This window comes from Affinundibacterium macrobrachii, from assembly GCF_014652415.1.
GTDB classification, from domain to species: Bacteria; Pseudomonadota; Gammaproteobacteria; order Burkholderiales; family Burkholderiaceae_D; genus Undibacterium; species Undibacterium macrobrachii.
Window position 1 is genome coordinate 747,912 of the sequence record NZ_BMYT01000002.1, and the last position, 19,844, is coordinate 767,755.

Here is a 19,844-nt window from a genome sequence, read left to right on the forward strand (position 1 = left end):
TTTTTTACCGTATTAGAACGGAGTAAAAGCAATGCCAACAGCCTTAATCATCGGAGCCTCACGCGGCATAGGTCACGAATTCGCGCGGCAATACAAAGCAGCCGGTTGGCGTGTAATCGCCACTGCACGCAAGACCGACGACCTCGCGCAATTGGCAGCACACGGCTGTGAAGCACTGCCATTAGACGTGAACAATTTGAATGATTGCGCAGGATTGGCTTGGCGTCTCGACGATGAAAAAATCGATGTCGCTATTTTGAATGCGGGTGTGTTTGGTACCAGAACGAATGGTTTGCAATCGCCGCAGCAAGAAGAGTTTGATCAAGTCATGCACACCAATGTGTTAGCCGCAATGCGCATATTGCCTTTAGTTTTGCCCATGGTCGAAAACGCGAGTGGCAAGTTAGCCGTCTTGTCTTCACGCATGGGCTCCATCGCTCTACGCGAAAACAATGTGGCATGGTTGTATCGCGCCAGCAAAGCAGCCTTGAATTCGGTCTTGAAAGATGCATCGCTCAGCACGCAAAAAGCCACGTGCATCGCGTTTCATCCAGGTTGGGTGCAAACCGACATGGGCGGCGCAGGTGCAGAGATTAGCGTTGATGTCAGCGTCGCTGGCATGCGCGAAGTGATTGCGAAAAGTAGTCGTGTGCGGAATGGGCAGTTTTTGAATTATGACGGATCGCCGTTGGCTTGGTAGGTTTTTTAAAATTTTAGAATCGAGTAACACATGCAACTAACATCAGAACACGAAATGATCCGCGACGCCGTGCGTAGTTTTGTACAAGAACGCATCACGCCAAATGCTGCACGCTGGGATAAAGAACACCATTTCCCTGCTGAGGAATTAAAAGAACTCGCGGCCATGGGTGCCTATGGTGTTGCCGTGCCCGAAGAATTTGGTGGTGCAGGGATGGACTATTTGTCTTTGGCACTGGTGCTGGAAGAAATCGCTGCTGGTGATGGCGGTACTTCTACTGTCGTATCCGTGAATAATTGCCCGGTCTGCAGCATCGGCATGATGTATGCCAACGCAGAGCAAAAAGAACAATGGTTACGTCCTCTCGCCAGCGGCGAAAAACTCGGCGCGTTTTGTTTGACTGAACCGCATGCAGGTAGTGACGCTTCTGATTTACGTACTACCGCAAAGCGTGAAGGCGACGAATACGTGTTGAACGGCGTAAAGCAATTCATCACCAGCGGCAAGCACGCCGATGTTGCAATCGTGATGGCAGTGACTGATAAAGCCGCAGGCAAAAAAGGAATTAGCGCATTCTGGGTCGATACGAAAACGCCAGGTTATATCGTGGCCAGCCTCGAGCACAAAATGGGACAACACTCCTCCGACACCGCACAAATCTTGTTCGAAAATTGCCACATCCCTGCAGCCAATTTAATCGGTGAAGAAGGTATGGGCTACAAGATCGCTTTGTCCGGTTTGGAAGGCGGTCGCATCGGTATCGCTTCGCAATCAGTAGGTATGGCACGCGCAGCGTTCGAAGCAGCCTTAGCCTACGCCAAAGATAGGCGCACATTTGGCAAGGCTATTTTTGAACATCAAGCTGTGCAATTCCGCTTGGCGGATATGGCGACACAAATCGAAGCCGCACGCCAATTGATTTGGCATGCAGCAAGCATGAAAGATGCAGGTAAACCATGCTTAAAAGAAGCGGCGATGGCGAAATTATTTGCATCTGAAATGGCAGAAAAAGTGTGTTCCGATGCGATTCAAATTCACGGCGGCTATGGCTATGTCAGCGACTTCCCCGTCGAACGTATTTATCGCGATGTCCGTGTATGTCAAATCTATGAAGGTAGTTCGGATATACAGAAGATTTTGATTGGCCGTGGGTTGATGGATTAAATTTGACGCATCGAAAACTATTTATACGTCATGACAAGTAAAAACGCTGAGCTTGAGAAAGCATTATTGGAATTCGCAACCTACTTTAAGTGTGCGCAATTAGATTCTTGTCGGCTCGTTCACTATAGTGGAGTTGGTCAGCCAAATGCAATCGACGTATCTATGTCAGATGTAGAGTCTCAAATCGTAGGGTGTTTAGCCGAAGGTTTTAAGGTGCAATGGATTGCCGAAGGTAATAGACTTTATATTGCGGTACAAGAACCCGATTGCCCAACACCATCTTGGGAAAAAGTTTTTGCAGAAGAAGCTCTTGTAGATGTTAACGAACTTCTTAAACGAGTAGGTCTGTATTAACGTTTTATTTTTTAATTCATAAACGGTATTGACAGAAGTGACTTTGCCGCTTCGACAGTAAAGAAAGATCTGAAAAAATGAACAAACGCATCGAATACTGGTTTGACTACGTCTCACCTTACGCCTACTTGACCACACAAGTGATCGAGGACTTGGCGGTTAAGTACGGCTATAGCATTGATTGGAAACCGATGTTGTTGGGCGTAGTGTTTAAGACGACCAATTCAAGCCCACTAACAATGCGCCCGCCTATTATGGCGAATTATCACCAGCATGATATGGAGCGCTCAGCTCGTTTCGCAGGTTTTCCATTTATTTTGCCGAAACCATTTCCGATTAATACGCAAAACACCGCACGAATTTGTTTATGGATGAAAGAAGTTGCTCCACGACGTGTGGGTGAATTTACGCGTGGTGTGACCGAGGCATATTTCTCTGGCCCAGCGGGTTTGAATGACATCGCATGGTTGGCGGAATTTGTTAGTGGCATGGGCTTAGACGGCGCAGCCGCTGCGGCCGCCTGCAAAGATGAAGGCTATAAAGCCCAGTTGGCAGCAGCCTGCGAAGAGGCCGTCAGCAAAGGCGTGTTCGGCGCACCATGGGTGATCGTAGATGGCGAGCCATTCTGGGGGAATGATAGGTTGCCGCAATTAGAAAAATGGTTGGCTACAGGCGGGTTTTGATGTTGTAGGGCGGGTGCAACCCGCGCCGCCATAACGTCGTGCAACGCTAACCGACCTATGTGCGGCGCGGGTTGCACCCGCCCTACGAGAGAAGAGATGCGGTAAAAGCGAGATTGGAAGAGACATGAAAAAAGGCTACAAACAATTAGTGGAAGAAGCCAACGCGCAGATCAAAACCTATAGCGTGGCAGAAGCGCAAGCCAAATTAGGCGATCCGCAAGTGCAATTCATCGACGTCCGCGACATTCGTGAACTAGAACGCGAAGGCATCATCCCAGGAGCCTTTCACGCACCACGTGGCATGATCGAATTTTGGGTTGACCCAGATTCACCTTATTTCAAACCTGTATTCGGCGAACAAAAAGAATTCATCCTATTCTGCGCAGCCGGCTGGCGCAGTGCCTTGACGACCAAGACGGTACAAGACATGGGCCTAGAAAACGTCGGGCACATCGACGGTGGATTTGGTGCTTGGAAAGCAGCAGGGGCGCCTACGGCGGTGAAAGAGAGGAAAGTTTGACATCGGTGAATAGTTCTAGTCAGCTTATTCAAGAGATTTTAGTCGCATGGGGTTGGATTGGTATTCGTCCAGCATCCATAGTTGGCGAAAACCCATTTGGGAATTTAATCATCGAAGATGATTTGGGGACGTATTGGCGACTGTGTCCGGAAGATTGTTATTGCAAAATTGTCGCTGATTCAAAAGAACAGTTCGATCAATTGTCCGTTGACCAGTCGTTTCTCGAAGACTGGTATATGGAGTCTCTGGTCGCATCTGCGGAAGAGAAATTTGGCCCGCTATTAGACGGTAAAAAGTATCATTTTAAGATTCCAAGTATTTTGGGCGGTGAATATGCACAAAATAATTTTACTGTGCTCGATCAAATTGAGCAGATTCGATTTTCAGGTGATATCGCGCGACAGATTCATGATTTGCCTGATGGTGCGCAGATTGAATTGAAGATAGGTGATTAGTGTAAGCGTGTGGGCACGTGCAGACTTCCGCTTCTGAACAGCCAATGATGCGGCACAGAAAATGGAAAAAGAAAGCGTTGTTGTCTGAGCGAAGCGAGTTTCAACGCTTTCCCATTTTTTGTGTCGCAGCATTGGGAACCCGAAGGGCTGTGAAGTGCGGTCGCCTTTTTTGGGTTACCTTTTTTGGCGAAACAAAAAAGGTAACTGGCTGTCGGGCCACACCCGACCTGTAAAAGTTGAGATTGAATTAAAGTTGAGTCGTACCAAAGATAGGAATTGCGATGGGTCATTGCAAATGAGAATGTAGCGTGGACGCTTAGAAGAAACCCATCCCCACCCTAACCCTCCCCTTGAAAGGGAGGGAACTTATCGGTATTAAAAAATTGTGAGAATAGATTAGGTAAAGCGTGAGTAAAACAATCTGCCCCTGTGGCACCAACAAAGAATTCAATGAATGCTGCAATCGCTATATCAGCGGCGCAGAAGTCGCGCCAACTGCAGAAGCATTAATGCGCTCACGTTACACCGCCTACACGCTCAACGACGAGGCGTACTTGCGAGCGACGTGGGACGAAAGAACTTGCCCTCATGAACGCATCACCGATGGTGGCGGAACCAAGTGGTTAGGGTTGGAAGTAAAAAAGCACACAGCACAAGAAAAAGAAGCGATGGTGGAATTTGTCGCGCGTTACAAAATTGGTGGCAAAGCCCATCGCTTACACGAAAAGAGTCGCTTCGTGAAATACGATGGCAAATGGTTTTATGTAGATGGAATTTACGAATAAAGAAATGAAAGTTCGTAGTCGTAGAGTCGCTGAAATTTGGAATTGAGAATGCATTGAGGCCTTCTCACGAGTGTTGAAGTCGATACCTGTGATCGTCATTCCCGCGAAAGCGGGAATCCATGTTCATTCGCATAAAGGGCATGAGATCCACGTGGATTCCCGCTTTCGCGGGAATGATGAAGATTCTAGATGCTTGTGAGACCTTCACTAAAATAGAAGCTCTGCGCCTCAATCTTTTAAGTATTTTTTGCAGTTTTTCGGATAAAAAATTATGACAACATTAGATTCTAAATTGAACCCTCGTTCCGATGATTTCAAAGCCAATGCAGCGGCGATGCAGTTGATCGTCGATGATCTCAAAGCGAAAATCGCCCAGATATCTTTGGGGGGCGGTGAAGCCGCGCGCGAAAAGCATTTGGCGCGCGGTAAGTTGCTACCGCGTGATCGCGTGCAAATGTTGCTCGATCCGGGCACGCCATTTCTCGAATTCTCGCAGTTAGCGGCGTTCAATATGTATAAAGAAAAGAACGATGCGGATGCGGCACCGAGCGCAGGTGTGATCACGGGTATTGGTCGCGTAGCTGGGCAAGAATGTGTGATCGTCTGTAACGATGCGACGGTCAAAGGCGGCACGTATTTCCCGATGACGGTGAAAAAACATTTGCGAGCACAAGAGATCGCCGAGCAAAATAATTTGCCTTGTATCTATCTCGTCGATAGCGGTGGTGCGAACTTGCCGAATCAAGATGAAGTGTTTCCAGATCGCGATCACTTCGGCCGTATTTTCTACAACCAAGCCAATATGTCTGCCAAAGACATTCCGCAAATCGCAGTGGTGATGGGCTCTTGTACTGCGGGTGGCGCTTACGTGCCAGCGATGAGTGATGAGTCGATTATCGTCAAAGATCAAGGCACGATTTTCTTGGCGGGCCCGCCCTTGGTGAAAGCCGCGACTGGTGAAGTGGTGAGTGCGGAAGATCTGGGCGGTGGTGATGTGCATACGCGTTTGTCTGGCGTGGCAGATCATCTGGCGCAAAACGATACGCATGCATTGTCTTTGGCGCGCGGCATCGTTTCACATTTGAATCGTCACAAACCACAGACGGTGGTGTTGAAGCCAGTCGAAGAACCGAAATATCCGGCCAGTGAATTGTATGGCGTGATTCCAGTCGATACGCGCAAGCCTTTCGACGTGCGTGAAGTGATCGCCCGCATCGTTGATGGCAGCCACTTCGATGAATTTAAAGCACGTTATGGCACGACGCTGGTTTGTGGTTTTGCGCATATTCACGGCATGCCGGTTGGTATCGTCGCCAACAACGGTATTTTGTTTTCTGAAGCCGCTTTGAAGGGCGCGCATTTCATTGAGCTGTGCTGCCAACGTAAGATCCCGCTGGTGTTCTTGCAAAACATCACTGGCTTTATGGTCGGTCGTAAATATGAAAACGAAGGTATCGCACGTAACGGTGCCAAGATGGTGACGGCGGTGGCGACGGCGAATGTCCCCAAGTTCACGGTGATTATTGGCGGTAGTTTCGGTGCGGGTAACTACGGTATGTGTGGTCGTGCCTATTCACCGCGCTTCATGTGGATGTGGCCGAATGCCCGTATTTCTGTGATGGGCGGCGAGCAAGCCGCGAGCGTGTTGGCAACCGTGCGTCGTGATGGTATCGAAGCCAAAGGTGGTAGCTGGAGCGCTGAAGAAGAGGCAGCGTTTAAACAACCGATCAAAGATCAATACGAACACCAAGGCCATCCTTACTATGCATCGGCGCGCTTGTGGGATGACGGTGTGATTGATCCAGCGGATACGCGTATGGTGTTGGGGCTGGGGTTGAGCGCAGCTTTGAATGCGCCGATTCCAGACGCTAAATTTGGCATATTTAGGATGTAATTTTAAAACCCCTCAACGCCGAGGCGCTGAGACGCAGAGTAAAACCTTAGAAGAGAGGTTTTCTCTGTTTTCGATTTTCTCAGCGCCTCTGCGTCTCGGCGTTGAGAGGTTTTTCGTAATATGAAGGATGTAACATGTACCAAACCCTCACCCTCACGCGCGACAACAAAGTTGCCATCGTTACTCTCAATCGTCCTGACGTACGCAATGCGTTTAATGAGACGACGATTGCTGAGATTACGCAGGTGTTTCATGAATTGAGTGGCGATAGCAGTATTCGCGCGATTGTGTTGGCGGCGAATGGTCCTGCGTTCTGCGCCGGTGCCGACCTCAATTGGATGAAAAAGATGGCTGACTATACGCATGCTGAGAACCTTGCCGATGCTGGGCAATTAGCGGCGATGTTGGCGGCGATTTATACCTGTACTAAACCCGTGGTGGCACAAGTGCAGGGCGATTGCTATGCGGGTGGCATGGGCTTAGTCGCGGCTTGTGATGTGATTGTGTCGGTCGATACCGCGCAGTTCTGCTTGAGCGAGGTCAAGCTGGGCTTAATTCCTGCCACGATTTCACCTTACGTGATTAAAGCCATGGGTGAGAATGCCGCACGTCGCTACTTTTTAACGGCGGAGCGATTCGACGCAGCGCAGGCTTTGCGTATTGGCTTCGTGCATGAAGTGGTCGCTGCTGATGCATTGAGCGTTAAAGTCGCAGAGATCGTTAAAGCGCTGGTGACGAATAGTCCGAACGCAGTTGCACAAGCTAAAGTCTTGGTGCGCGAGGTTGGTGCGCGTGAAATTACGCCAGAGTTGATTGCGAATACGGTGGAAGGAATTGCCGTGATTCGCGCCTCTGAAGAAGGACGTGAAGGTGTGCGATCTTTTCTTGAGAAGCGCAAGCCGAGTTGGTTAGTGTGATCACGTATAATGGCGGGTTTTACCCCCTTCCCTCGCAAGCGGGAGAGGGAACCAAAAACAAGTTCGTGGGACGGGTTGCGCGCTCTCAATAGTAATAACTGGAGAATCTATGCGTTATTTCCAAGTTGATTGGATACACGAAGACGAAGACTACCCAATCTCAATAATTGCTGAAATTGATGGTGAAGGCTGGGAAGTACGCAAGATAGAGTTGTTTCGAGATGGGCATAAAGGTTTTGCTGAAAATATTGAAGATGTAGGTGAAACCATGTTAGGAGAAAAACCTTGGCCCGGAATTGAAGTGATTGCGTCGGATAGTCAATTTAATGTAAAAGAATTAGTCCGTTCTGAATTCGAATCAGAGTGGTTAAAGAGGTTCGAGAATTTGTAGGGCGGGTGCAACCCGCGCCGGATAACGGTCGAACTACCGCGCAAGTTCCGAGTGCCCTACAAAAAACGTAGAACATAGATGCTGGATTAAGTCCGGTATAGCAACAAGAAATTTGAGATAAGTTTTAGGAATATTTTGAACGCAGTGAATACATCAGCTAGCACATCCGACTGGGTAAAACGTAGTCTGCAAAGCGTGTGGCATCCGTGCACGCAAATGCAGCACCACGAAACCATGCCTTTGATTCCGGTCAGTCATGGCCGCGGTGCGTGGCTGGTCGATATGGAAGGTAAGCGTTACCTCGATGGCATTAGCTCATGGTGGGTCAATCTGTTTGGTCATGCTAACCCGCGTATTAATGCCGCGCTCAAAGATCAACTCGATCAATTAGAACATGCGATGTTGGCGGGTTTTACCCATGAGCCTGTGATACGTTTATCCGAAAAATTATCAGCCTTAACTGGTGGTGTGCTAGGTCACTGCTTCTACGCATCGGATGGCGCATCCGCCACCGAAATCGCCTTGAAAATGAGTTTCCATTTTTGGCGCAATCAAGGTCAAACCGAGAAACAAGAATTTATCTGCCTTAAAGGTAGTTACCACGGTGAGACCATAGGCGCGCTGGCCGTGACGGATGTGGCTTTGTTCCGCGATGCTTATGGACCCATGATCCGCAATGCGCATGTGGTCGCTTCACCAGATGCGCGCCAGGTGAAAGAAGGTGGGACTGCGATTGACATTGCACGTCGTGCTGCGGCGGATATGGAACGCTGCTTGCAAGAACGTGCAGGCAAAATTGCAGCGGTGATCTTAGAACCTTTGGTGCAATGCGCGACGGGTTTCGCCATGCATGATTCAGAGTATTTGCGTTTGGTACGCGCCTTGTGCGATCAGTATCAAGTGCATTTGATTGGGGATGAAATCGCGGTCGGTTGCGGTCGCACTGGCACTTTCTTCGCTTGCGAAAATGCGCAAATCTGGCCTGATTTCGTGTGCTTATCGAAGGGCATTAGCGGCGGTTATCTGCCGTTGTCTTTGGTGATGACGCGCGAAGCGATTTATCAAGGCTTTTACGATAGCGATGTGCGTCGTGGATTTTTACATTCACATTCTTACACCGGCAATCCCTTGGCCTGCCGCGCTGCATTGGCAACCTTAGAAATTTTCGAGACGGATGATGTGTTGGCGCAAAATCGCGTGAAGGCGGCGAGCATCACTGAGGCCTTGCAGCCGCTCGCGCAGCATCATCAAGTCAAACATTTCCGTCAGCAGGGCATGATGTGGGCTTTCGATGCCGTGTTTGATGACGCCAATACCCCCGCTGCAAAAACATTCTCGCGCCGTTTCTTTACCCAGGCTTTGCAAGAAGAATTATTGTTGCGTCCAATTGGCAACACCGTGTATTTGATGCCACCGTATATTGTGAATCAAGAAGAAATAAGTATAGTTGGCGAGCGCATGCTGAAAGTCTTCAACCAAGTGATGGGAGAAGCAGCGTGATTCTACTCGATCAAATCCAACATGAATTAGCGGCCTTAGACGCGAAGAGTTTGCGTCGTCGTCGCCGTCATGCAGAGAGCCCGAGTGCCCCGCGTGTCAAAGTTGACGGTCGCGATATGCTGGCGTTTTGTAGTAATGATTATCTCGGCTTGGCCGCGCATCCAAAAATTGTCGCCGCTTTGCAAGATGGCGCCAATCTGTACGGGGTGGGTAGTGGTGCTTCGCATTTGATTAGTGGCCACAGTCGCGCCCACGCTGTTCTTGAAGAGCGCCTTGCTGAATTTGTCGCGCCGCATTTGGTGAACGCCAAAGCGCTGTATTTTTGCACCGGCTATATGGCGAATCTCGCCGTATTGGCGGGCTTGGCTGCGGTGTCTGGTAAAAAGACGGAATTATTTTCCGAATCGCTGAATCATGCGTCTTTGATTGATGGCGCTAAATTGTCGCGCGCAAAATTGCAGGTGTATCCGCATGGCGATGTCGCGAGTTTGCGTAGTATGCTGCAAGCGTCTTCAGCAGCGACGAAAATCGTGGTTAGCGATAGCGTCTTTAGTATGGATGGCAACCTGGCTCCCGTGCCAGAATTGCTCGCCTTGTGCGAAGAGTTTAATGCATGGCTGGTGATTGATGATGCGCATGGCTTTGGTGCCTTAGGTGCGAATGGTCGTGGCGTCTTGGAGCACTTCAATCTGCGTTCGCCTAATCTTGTCTATATGGGCACTTTAGGCAAATCGGCTGGAGTCGGCGGCGCTTTTGTGGCTGCACATGCCGATGTGATTGAATGGTTGGTCAACAAGGCGCGTCCTTACATTTATACGACCGCTGCACCACCGGCCTTGGCACATGCCCTATTGACGAGTTTAGATATTATCCAAGGCGAAGAAGGACATGCGCGCCGTGCTCATTTGCAGGTGTTGATTGCGCAATTGCGCCGCGATTTGAAGCTTAAACGCTGGACTTTAATGCCATCTGATACCGCAGTGCAGCCTATCGTGATTGGTGACAATGCTGAGAGTTTGCAAGCCGCGGCATGTTTGTACGAACAAGGATTTTGGGTGCCGGCGATACGGCCACCAACCGTGCCAGTAGGAGCAGCGCGTTTGCGGATTACTTTGTCTGCTGCGCATACCTCGGAAGATTTGGCATTGTTGATTGATGCTGTGAATGGTTTGGAAGTGTGAGGTTTTTAAGTTCGCTCTCCCGCAGGTGGGAGGGCGAACGAAGGTATAGCGCTGGGTTGTTTGTCTCCTTCCCCTTCAAGGGGAAGGTTGGGATGGGGGATGGGTTTTAGCCGATCATGTGTGACTAGCTTGATTTGAGAAACCCATCCCCACCCTAGCCCTCCCCTTGAAGGGGGAGGGAATGTAAATGTCGCGTAATGCAGTTTGTAACCAGATAGATTTTTATAAATGCAAAACAGAACAAACGATTATTTCATCACTGGCACTGATACAGAAATCGGCAAGACTTTCATTACGTCGGCTTTGCTACGCGCTTTCACGCAGCAAGGAAGATCGACGCTAGGGATGAAGCCTATCGCTTCAGGTGCAGATGAAATCGACGGTGTTTTGCATAACGAAGATGTAGCTAGTTTGGTTGCAGCATCGAGCGTGAAAGCACCACAAGAAATCGTCGTGCCTTATTTGATGCGTACCCCAGCGGCACCGCATATTGTGGCGCGGTTAGAAAACGTGAAGATGGATGTGCAGCATATTCAGTACTGCTATCAACAAGCACAAGGCCTCGCGGATGTGGTTTTGGTGGAAGGTGTAGGTGGATTTTGCGTGCCCTTGGATGATGATACGAGTACCGTCGATTTGGCGCAGCGTTTGGGCTTGCCCGTGATTCTGGTGGTGGGGATGCGTTTGGGTTGCATCAACCATGCACTGCTCACCGCGCAAGCGATTCGCGCTAGCGGTTTGCGTTTGGCCGCATGGGTGGCGAATACGGTTGACACGGAAATGCGGTTCTTTGATGAAAATGTAGAAGCATTACGGCAGCGCCTAGGCGCGCCATGTTTAGGTGTAGTGCCGCGCTTAGCTGCCGATCAGGTTGCGCAAGCGAGTCAGTATGTGGATTTGAATTTATTGAAGTAAGGAAGAGATCATGGAACAAACTTTGAACAACGAAGCAGCGACGGGTACAACTGCAGGTGCAATCCCTAGTGCGCCCATCTCGTTTCAAGCACCAGTCAAGCCGATTACGGCGGAGACTTGGCCGGTAGAAGACGTCATGGCATTGTTTGATCTGCCGTTCAATGATTTGCTCTTCAAGGCGCAAGTTTTGCATCGTGAAAATTTTCCGAATGGTGACGTGGAATTGGCAACCTTGTTGTCTATCAAAACCGGTGGCTGTGAAGAGGATTGTGGCTATTGCCCACAAGCCGCACGTTACGACACGGGCGTTGAAGCGAAAAAAATGATGGATGTGCGCGAAGTCTTGAATGCAGCGAAAGCAGCACGCGAAAGTGGTGCGACCCGTTTCTGTATGGGCGCAGCATGGCGCTCACCCAAAGATAGGGACATGGAAAAAGTCGAAACCATGGTACGCGAAGTGAAAGCGATGGGCTTAGAAACTTGCGCGACTTTGGGCATGCTCAAAGAAGAGCAAGCGCAGCGTTTGAAAGATGCAGGTTTGGATTACTACAACCACAATCTCGATACCGCACCAGAGTTCTACAACAACGTGATTTCGACACGTGATTACCAAGATCGCTTGGATACGCTAGGTCACGTGCGTACAGCTGGTCTCAAAGTCTGCTGTGGCGGTATTGTCGGCATGGGCGAAACACGTCGTCAACGTGCAGGTTTGATCGCGCAATTAGCGAACTTAAATCCTTATCCAGAATCTGTACCAGTGAATCATTTGGTGCAAGTTGAAGGCACACCTTTACATGGGCTTGATCCGCTTGACCCATTGGAATTCGTCCGCACCATCGCTGTAGCTCGCATCACTATGCCAAAAGCGCGCGTGCGTTTATCTGCCGGCCGCCGTCAAATGGGCGAAGCAGTGCAAGCAATGTGTTTCTTGGCTGGTGCGAATTCGATTTTCTATGGCGACAAACTGTTGACGACAGATAATCCAGAAGCCGAAGACGATAAAGTCTTGTTGGAGAAATTGGGTTTGAAAACGCGTGGCGTGGTGGAGAAGAAAGCAGGTAGTTGTAGTTAATTTTTTTGCCCCGAGGGCGTAGCGAGCGCGGAGCTTTAATATTAAGTCGACGAATAAAGCGAAAATGAATTTTAAAATTTACGATGTGGTTCGTTTGCTTGGTATGAGTGCTAACTGCGAGTTTGTATCGGACGCTTTTAATTTGCGAGTGCCTAAAGTTGGCGATGTTGCGACAATTGTGGAAGTTTATGAACATCCGCCAGGTTACATCCTCGAGTGTTGCGATCAAACCGGCGCGTCGGAATGGATGCTTGTTTTTGAAGAAAAAGATGTTCAACTCGAGCTTGTTAATATTTGAATTAGAGAAGAAAGATAAAAATCATGTTTAGCAAAATCCTCATCGCCAACCGTGGCGAAATTGCTTGCCGTGTTGCCGCGACTGCGCGTCGCATGGGCATTAAGACTGTGGCGGTGTATTCCGAAGCAGATGCCAATGCTAAGCATGTGGCGGTGTGTGATGAAGCGGTATTGATTGGTCCTGCAGCCGCCAAAGAAAGTTATCTGCGTGCCGATAAGATTATCGAAGTGGCGTTGGCAACCGGTGCGCAAGCGATTCACCCTGGCTATGGTTTCTTGTCTGAGAATAGTGAGTTTGCGAATGCGTGCGCGAAAGCGGGTATTGCGTTTATCGGCCCACCAGCTTCTGCGATTGAAGCCATGGGTAGCAAGTCTGCGGCCAAATCTTTGATGGAAAAAGCCAATGTACCTTTGGTGCCTGGCTATCATGGTGACAATCAAGACCCAGATTTCTTGCAAGGCGAGGCAGATCGCATTGGCTATCCCGTATTGTTGAAAGCCAGCGCAGGCGGCGGTGGTAAAGGCATGCGCGTGATCGAGAAATCTGCAGACTTCAAAGATGGCTTGGCATCTTGCAAGCGCGAAGCGATCAATTCTTTTGGCGACGATAAAGTGCTTGCTGAAAAATATTTGCAACGTCCTCGCCATATTGAGATTCAAGTATTTGCCGATACGCATGGTAATTGTGTTTATCTATTTGAGCGCGATTGTTCAGTACAACGTCGTCATCAAAAAGTATTGGAAGAAGCACCAGCTCCTGGTATGACAGCAGAACGTCGTGCCGCGATGGGTGAAGCGGCGGTGGCGGCAGCGAAAGCGGTCGGCTATGTCGGTGCCGGCACAGTCGAGTTCATCGCCAACCAAGATGGTTCTTTCTATTTTATGGAAATGAACACCCGTTTGCAGGTGGAACATCCTGTGACCGAAATGATTACAGGCACGGATTTGGTAGAGTGGCAGTTACGTGTCGCAGCGGGTGAACAATTGCCTTTGCAACAGTCGCAATTGCAGATTCACGGTCACGCGATTGAAGCGCGTGTGTATGCAGAAAATCCTGAAAAAGGTTTCTTGCCGTCGATCGGTACTTTGCGCCATGCACGTACTCCAAGCGCCGTGAATTTCGAGCTTGGCGGCGCACCAGATCCAGCCGCATTTAGGATCGATAGCGGCGTACGCGAAGGCGATACGATTTCACCTTTCTACGACCCGATGATTGCGAAGATGATTGTGTGGGGCAAAGACAGAACCGAAGCCTTGGCGCGCATGGCGCAAGCACTAGCGCAATATCAGATTGTGGGCTTGAATTCGAATATCGCATTTTTATCGCGCCTGATTACCAGTCAAGCTTTCTCAACGGCGGATTTGGATACGGGCTTGATTGAACGTAATCACGCAGCCTTATTCCCTACACCTGCTCCGGCCAATTTGGCAATCTTGTCTTTGGCTGCGGTGTCCTTGTTGCAGTCAGAAAAATCGATAGGTGCAGATCCATGGCAAAGCAGTCAAGGCTGGCGTATGAATAGCTACATGCAACGTGGATTGCAATTCGCTGAAGAACATCAAACGCATGCAGTGCAAGTGACTTACATGCAAGACGCATGGATTATCGCGGCAAATGGCGAAAGCGAAACGGTGCGCTTAGTGTCGCGCAGTGGTGAGGATGTCGTGCTAGCCATCGCACAGCAAACTGTGAAAGGCACGGTGGTCCGCGATGGCGAACATTTCCACGTATTTAGCCAAGGCACGCACTACGATTTGCATTACAACGATGTGATGGCACACGCGGGCGAAGCAGAAGCAGAAGGCGGCCGTTTAACTGCACCGATGCCAGGTAAGATCGTTGCCGTGGTGGTGAAGAAAGGTCAAGAAGTGAAAAAGGGTGAAGCGCTATTAATCATGGAAGCGATGAAGATGGAGCACACGATTTCTGCCCCGCATGATGGCGTGGTAGAAGAAGTCTTGTATGCGGTAGGTGATCAAGTGATTGAAGGCGCGCCGTTGTTGAACTTTAAGCAGTAAGGATATTGGAACTCCTCTCCCGCAAGCGGGAGAGGGGCAGGGGTGAGGGTGTTTGATAAACTGCAAAGTGTCTAGCGCCAGTGGCAAATTGGCGATTAGATGTTACTGTTATGTTGTTGCCGAAATTTGAAAAGAACATCATGCATTTTCATTGCTTCGCTACCCTCATCCCTAACCCTTCTCCCGCTTGCGGGAGAAGGGAACTAAAGCAAGCTAGCTGATATGGAAGAAATCACGCCACATCATCCACACAAAGTTCCCGACGATCTCAAGCAATACGCCAGAGAAATGCGCAAGAACATGCCAGATGCGGAGCAATTGCTTTGGTATTTGTTACGGAATAGACGGCTAGCTGGCGCAAAATTTCGCAGGCAGCATCTAGTTGGTCGTTATATTCTCGATTTTTATTGCGTAGAAAAGAAGCTCGCAATAGAGCTAGATGGTGGTCAACATAGCGAACAACAAACTTACGATCGACAACGAGGTATCTATTTAAAGCAACAAGGTATTGAGGTGTTGCGCTTTTGGAATAATCAAATGCTGTCAGAAACTGAATCAGTTCTTGAAGTGATTTACTCGACGGTCACCAAAGAAACATCTCTCCTGTAGGCTGCGAATTTCAAATGCTGGGTAGGGGTGAGCGCAGTTGATAAGTTGCAAAGTATTAAGAACGAGTAGCACATAAGGATGGATTGCGCCGCCTCATAGTGGCTTGATCGTTCAAATGATTTTTAAATTGGTAGATCAGAAAAATGAACATAATCTATTACGCAGCAGGTGCGAATCCTGAAGTTTGGTTAAACGCTTTCCACCACTATCTGCCCGATGCCAATATTCGGATTTGGGAAGAAGGCGATAACGCGCCAGCCGATTATGCACTGGTGTGGAAACCACCTGCAGCCATGCTGCGTGGACGTAACGATTTGAAAGCGATCTTCAATCTTGGCGCTGGTGTGGATGCGATCTTGCAATTAGGCGATGCCTTGCCGCAAGGCGTGCCTTTGATTCGTGTCGATGATGCGGGTATGGGCGTGCAGATGGCGGAATATGTGAGTCACGCGGTGTTACGTCATTTCCGTCGTTTTGATGAATACGATAGCTTGCAAGCAGACAAGCAATGGCGAGCTTTGCCGCAGCATCAAAAAGAAGATTTTAGTATCGGCATTTTAGGCCTCGGCGTTTTAGGTAATTGCATCATAGATGGTCTACGCAGTTCCGGTTTCCCATTGCTTGGCTGGAGTCGCTCCGCAAAACAGATCGCTGGTGTTGAGTGTTTTCATGGCGAGGAAGGTTTGGATGCTTTCTTAAATCAAACCAAAGTCTTGGTATTGATTTTACCGCTAACCAAAGAGACCGAAAACTTGATGGATAAAACCAAGTTGGCGAAGTTGAAGCAGGGCGCTTATATCGTGAACGTCGCCCGTGGCGCACACATTGTCGAAGAAGATTTATTATCACTGATTCAGCAAGGTCACATCGCAGGCGCGACACTCGACGTGTTCCGCGAAGAACCATTGCCATCAGCCCATCCATTCTGGAGTGAAAAACGTATTCATATCACGCCGCATATTTCTGCCTTAACGGTGCGCGATGAAAGTGCCAAGCAAATCGCACATAAGATTGCGGCTTTACAGCGCGGTGAATCCGTGGTCGGCGTGGTGGATCAAATCAAGGGTTATTAGACTTAAAAAGATCATGGTGCGGAATGTAAATACTAGTGACTAGAATTTGCTATTCCCTCCCCTTCAAGGGGAGGGTTAGGGTGGGGATGGGTTTTGGCGATGAATCTCGCACGAGTTAAGCCCATCCTAGCCTTCACCTTGAAGAAGCATGGCGAGAGCCGCGAAGATTGTAGACTGAAACAAACGCCTTACAGAATTTAGGAGCAGAAAATGTCTTTACCTACCCAAGTCAAAATCGTCGAAGTCGGTCCGCGTGATGGATTGCAAAACGAAAAAGAAACGATCTCCGCAGAAGTGAAAATTGAACTCGTTGATCGTTTGACTAATGCCGGTTTTGTGAATATCGAAGCGGCTTCTTTTGTCTCACCGAAATGGGTGCCGCAAATGGCGACCTCAGCCGAGGTGATGGCGGGAATACAGCGCAAAGCAGGCGTGATTTATTCTGCGTTGACGCCGAATATGAAAGGCTTTGAAGCAGCACTCGCTGCCGGTGCGGATGAAGTGGTGATCTTTAGCTCTGCTTCAGAAGCGTTTGCACAGAAAAATATCAACTGCTCGATTGCTGAATCGATAGAACGTTTCCGTGACGTCGCTGCAGCGGCTAATCAACATAAGATCCGATTACGCGGGAGTATCAGTTGCGCATTTGGTTGTCCGTATCAAGGCGAAGTCACACCAGAGCAAGTTGCTGATGTGGTGAAGTTGATGCGTGATCTTGGTTGCGATGAAATTGACATCGCTGACACGATAGGCGTCGGTACGCCGTGTCATGTACAAGCCGTGATGCAGCGCGTTGCACAGGAATTTCCCATCGCGCAAATTTCTGGTCACTTCCACGATACTTACGGACAGGCCTTAGCGAATATCTACGCCAGCATGGAAGTTGGCGTGAGCATTTTCCACTCTTCTGTTGCCGGTCTTGGCGGCTGCCCGTACGCCAAAGGTGCGACTGGTAATGTCGCAACCGAAGATGTGCTGTTCATGATGCAAGGTTTGGGTGTGCATACGGGGATCGATTTGAATCAAGTGGTCGATGCGGGACAATTCATTTCTCAACACTTAGGACGCAAAGCGGTTAGTCGCGCAGGGAATGCGATTGCGGCGAAACGTCTTGCTTAACATTTGATGTGCTAAAGTTTTTTTCTTCCTCTCCGACTTTAGGTGAACTCGCTGTTGGCAAAGACAATAATTTTAATTTATTGCGTTTGTTGGCAGCGTTTGCCGTTCTAATTAGTCATAGTTTTGCCATGCTTGGTCAACCCGAGCCATTCGCCGCTAGCGTCGGTAAAAATCTGGGCGCGATGGCGGTTGATATCTTCTTTGTCGCCAGTGGCTTTTTGGTTGGCGCAAGCTTGATTCGTACTCAGCGCGTTGGTGATTATTTGCTGGCACGTGCTTTGCGGATTTTCCCTGCCCTGTGGCTGATGCTATTGTTGACAGTGCTAGTGCTCGGTGCAGTGATTACTACTCATGATGCGAATGCTTATTTCAGCGATTGGCAAACTTGGCGTTATCTTTGGAAGAATTTTTTTCTAATGCTTGGTGTGGAATTTTATCTTCCTGGGTTATTTGAAACGAATCTTCTGCGAGGTGTTGTTAACGGTTCACTGTGGAGCATGATTTATGAACTGAGTATGTATGTCTTGCTGCTACTAAGTTGGGTAATTTATGCCTATGCAATACGACGCTTGACCGCTGCGATAGCTCTGTTTATTGCGATGCTTGGTTTGGGAACTAGTGTTTGGCTACTTGATCAATTTTACTTGCTTGAGCATTTTCAACTGTTACGTTTTACTTGGTTCTTCTTCATAGGCACGGCGTATTATTTGTTACGCCATCAGATCCGTTTGTCGGCTAAGCTCATTAGCGTCATCGTTGTGTGCGGAGTAATTGCTTTAGCGATGAGCGGGCATCATTTTTTGATGTTGTATTATCTTGCGCTTCCTTATTGCCTATTTTATTTTGCCTACGTTCCTAGTGGCAAAATACGTTCATATAATCGCTTCGGTGATTATTCCTATGGCGTCTATTTGTATGCTTTCCCTATTCAGCAGACCTTAGTGTTAATCCATCCTGAATGGAGTGTATTTGGACTGATAGTAAGCGCTGCTGTGCTCACTTTTGCGTGTGCGGTGTGCTCGTGGCACTGGCTTGAACAGCCCGCATTAGCATGGCGCAAGCGTTTCTTGAAATGATGTAGCTGCCGAGGCAACTCCGGTATTACTAAAAAATTTTTACCGGATAATTTGTTGAATTTTCCAATAAATTTCTGGTTAAAATGCGGACTACTTTCTGCATAATCGTTATCTATTTGCAGAAATTGTTTCACTCAATTCAGATAACGCAACTAAGTTCACACAATTAAGTTTGCTCAACCAAGAGGGAATTACCATGGCAATGGATGTAATCGATTATCAAATTTTTGGCGACGACATGCAATTCGTAGAGATCGAACTTGATCCTCGCGAAGCAGTGGTCGGTGAAGCTGGTTCTATGTTTTATATGGAAGACCAGATTCAAATGGAAACCATTTTTGGTGACGGCTCTGCTTCACAAGGCGGAATTTTTGGTTCGCTATTGGGCGCGGGTAAGCGCTTGATAACTGGTGAATCCTTGTTCACGACGGTGTATTCAAATCAAGGTAATAGCAAACGCAAGGTGGCATTTGGTGCGCCATATCCAGGTAGAATCATTCCTATGCATTTGGACCAGTTAGGTGGAACTATTCTGTGTCAGAAAGATGCCTTTCTGTGTGCAGCAAAAGGTGTTTCTTTGGGCATCGCATTTCAAAAACGTCTTGGTGCCGGATTCTTTGGTGGTGAAGGTTTTATCTTGCAAAAGCTCGAAGGAGATGGTCTCGCTTTTGTACACGCTGGTGGCGCATTAATCGCCAAGGATCTACAACCCGGCGAAACTTTACGTGTTGATACAGGTTGCGTGGTCGCCTTTACGAGTAATATCGATTACGACATTCAATTTGTCGGCGGCGTGAAGACTGCACTATTTGGTGGCGAAGGTATTTTCTTTACGACGCTACGCGGACCAGGACGAGTTTGGTTGCAGTCATTGCCGTTAGCACGTATGGCAAACCGCATCGTCGGTGCTTCATCGATGGGTGGCGGTCGTGGCGGTGAGGAAGGTTCTGTATTGGGTGGATTGGGGAATTTGTTTGAGCGGAATTGATTTATCAATTTCTTTTCTTATAAGTCAAAAAGACTGCTAACGCAGTCTTTTTGATGGAGAGAGACACTAGCCTTATTCTAAAAAACGCCCAATATACTCATCCGAACTAATAAACTGACCAATGAGGGT

General features: G+C 48.6%; 21 protein-coding genes. All 21 read left to right on the forward strand.

What is annotated here, in order from left to right:
- Positions 1 to 31: 31 nt before the first annotated feature.
- The gene (locus IE103_RS08895; protein WP_189345745.1) at positions 32 to 700 is read left to right on the forward strand and encodes an SDR family oxidoreductase; all 669 of its coding nucleotides are present in this window, start codon (positions 32 to 34) and stop codon (positions 698 to 700) included.
- Between the two features lie 30 nt (positions 701 to 730).
- Positions 731 to 1,864, forward strand: coding sequence for an acyl-CoA dehydrogenase family protein (locus tag IE103_RS08900; RefSeq protein ID WP_189345746.1), 1,134 nt, complete (start codon positions 731 to 733; stop codon positions 1,862 to 1,864).
- A 30-nt stretch (positions 1,865 to 1,894) separates the two neighbouring features.
- The gene (locus IE103_RS08905; protein ID WP_189345747.1) at positions 1,895 to 2,218 is read left to right on the forward strand and encodes a hypothetical protein; all 324 of its coding nucleotides are present in this window, start codon (positions 1,895 to 1,897) and stop codon (positions 2,216 to 2,218) included.
- 77 nt (positions 2,219 to 2,295) lie between these two features.
- Positions 2,296 to 2,901, forward strand: coding sequence for a 2-hydroxychromene-2-carboxylate isomerase (locus IE103_RS08910; protein WP_189345748.1), 606 nt, complete (start codon positions 2,296 to 2,298; stop codon positions 2,899 to 2,901).
- A gap of 124 nt (positions 2,902 to 3,025) precedes the next feature.
- Positions 3,026 to 3,421 carry a rhodanese-like domain-containing protein gene (locus IE103_RS08915; RefSeq protein WP_189345749.1) on the forward strand — a complete coding sequence of 132 codons (396 nt, stop codon included), beginning with the start codon at positions 3,026 to 3,028 and terminating at the stop codon, positions 3,419 to 3,421.
- Positions 3,373 to 3,876 carry a T6SS immunity protein Tdi1 domain-containing protein gene (locus tag IE103_RS08920; RefSeq protein ID WP_229827183.1) on the forward strand — a complete coding sequence of 168 codons (504 nt, stop codon included), beginning with the start codon at positions 3,373 to 3,375 and terminating at the stop codon, positions 3,874 to 3,876. Before IE103_RS08915 ends, IE103_RS08920 begins: the two co-directional genes overlap by 49 nt.
- Positions 3,877 to 4,283: 407 nt before the next feature.
- Positions 4,284 to 4,661, forward strand: a complete 378-nt coding sequence (locus IE103_RS08925) for a YchJ family protein (RefSeq protein ID WP_229827184.1) — start codon at positions 4,284 to 4,286, stop codon at positions 4,659 to 4,661.
- Between the two features lie 271 nt (positions 4,662 to 4,932).
- Positions 4,933 to 6,555 carry a carboxyl transferase domain-containing protein gene (locus IE103_RS08930; RefSeq protein WP_189345750.1) on the forward strand — a complete coding sequence of 541 codons (1,623 nt, stop codon included), beginning with the start codon at positions 4,933 to 4,935 and terminating at the stop codon, positions 6,553 to 6,555.
- 134 nt (positions 6,556 to 6,689) lie between these two features.
- Positions 6,690 to 7,472, forward strand: a complete 783-nt coding sequence (locus tag IE103_RS08935) for an enoyl-CoA hydratase/isomerase family protein (protein ID WP_189345751.1) — start codon at positions 6,690 to 6,692, stop codon at positions 7,470 to 7,472.
- Between the two features lie 109 nt (positions 7,473 to 7,581).
- Complete coding sequence (locus IE103_RS08940) at positions 7,582 to 7,863, forward strand: DUF6881 domain-containing protein (RefSeq protein ID WP_189345752.1); 282 nt, start codon at positions 7,582 to 7,584, stop codon at positions 7,861 to 7,863.
- 144 nt (positions 7,864 to 8,007) lie between these two features.
- The gene (bioA, locus tag IE103_RS08945) at positions 8,008 to 9,363 is read left to right on the forward strand and encodes an adenosylmethionine--8-amino-7-oxononanoate transaminase (RefSeq protein WP_189345807.1); all 1,356 of its coding nucleotides are present in this window, start codon (positions 8,008 to 8,010) and stop codon (positions 9,361 to 9,363) included.
- A complete protein-coding gene (gene bioF, locus IE103_RS08950) occupies positions 9,360 to 10,544 on the forward strand; it encodes an 8-amino-7-oxononanoate synthase (protein ID WP_189345753.1) in 1,185 nt (394 codons plus the stop codon). The genes bioA and bioF overlap by 4 nt, the downstream gene beginning before the upstream one ends.
- Positions 10,545 to 10,772: 228 nt before the next feature.
- Positions 10,773 to 11,459, forward strand: a complete 687-nt coding sequence (gene bioD, locus IE103_RS08955) for a dethiobiotin synthase (protein ID WP_189345754.1) — start codon at positions 10,773 to 10,775, stop codon at positions 11,457 to 11,459.
- Between the two features lie 10 nt (positions 11,460 to 11,469).
- Positions 11,470 to 12,534, forward strand: coding sequence for a biotin synthase BioB (gene bioB, locus IE103_RS08960; protein ID WP_373295232.1), 1,065 nt, complete (start codon positions 11,470 to 11,472; stop codon positions 12,532 to 12,534).
- A gap of 64 nt (positions 12,535 to 12,598) precedes the next feature.
- Positions 12,599 to 12,832, forward strand: a complete 234-nt coding sequence (locus tag IE103_RS08965) for a hypothetical protein (protein WP_189345755.1) — start codon at positions 12,599 to 12,601, stop codon at positions 12,830 to 12,832.
- Positions 12,833 to 12,855: 23 nt separating this feature from the next.
- Positions 12,856 to 14,850: an acetyl/propionyl/methylcrotonyl-CoA carboxylase subunit alpha gene (locus tag IE103_RS08970; RefSeq protein WP_189345756.1), complete on the forward strand. Its 1,995-nt coding sequence runs from the start codon at positions 12,856 to 12,858 to the stop codon at positions 14,848 to 14,850.
- A gap of 222 nt (positions 14,851 to 15,072) precedes the next feature.
- Positions 15,073 to 15,459, forward strand: a complete 387-nt coding sequence (locus IE103_RS08975; protein WP_189345757.1) for an endonuclease domain-containing protein — start codon at positions 15,073 to 15,075, stop codon at positions 15,457 to 15,459.
- 143 nt (positions 15,460 to 15,602) lie between these two features.
- Positions 15,603 to 16,532 (forward strand): 2-hydroxyacid dehydrogenase, encoded by a 930-nt coding sequence (locus IE103_RS08980; protein ID WP_189345758.1) that lies wholly within the window; start codon positions 15,603 to 15,605, stop codon positions 16,530 to 16,532.
- A 210-nt stretch (positions 16,533 to 16,742) separates the two neighbouring features.
- Positions 16,743 to 17,651, forward strand: coding sequence for a hydroxymethylglutaryl-CoA lyase (locus IE103_RS08985; protein WP_189345759.1), 909 nt, complete (start codon positions 16,743 to 16,745; stop codon positions 17,649 to 17,651).
- 8 nt (positions 17,652 to 17,659) lie between these two features.
- A complete protein-coding gene (locus tag IE103_RS08990) occupies positions 17,660 to 18,727 on the forward strand; it encodes an acyltransferase family protein (protein ID WP_189345760.1) in 1,068 nt (355 codons plus the stop codon).
- Positions 18,728 to 18,923: 196 nt separating this feature from the next.
- Positions 18,924 to 19,715 (forward strand): TIGR00266 family protein, encoded by a 792-nt coding sequence (locus IE103_RS08995; RefSeq protein WP_189345761.1) that lies wholly within the window; start codon positions 18,924 to 18,926, stop codon positions 19,713 to 19,715.
- Positions 19,716 to 19,844: the final 129 nt, after the last annotated feature.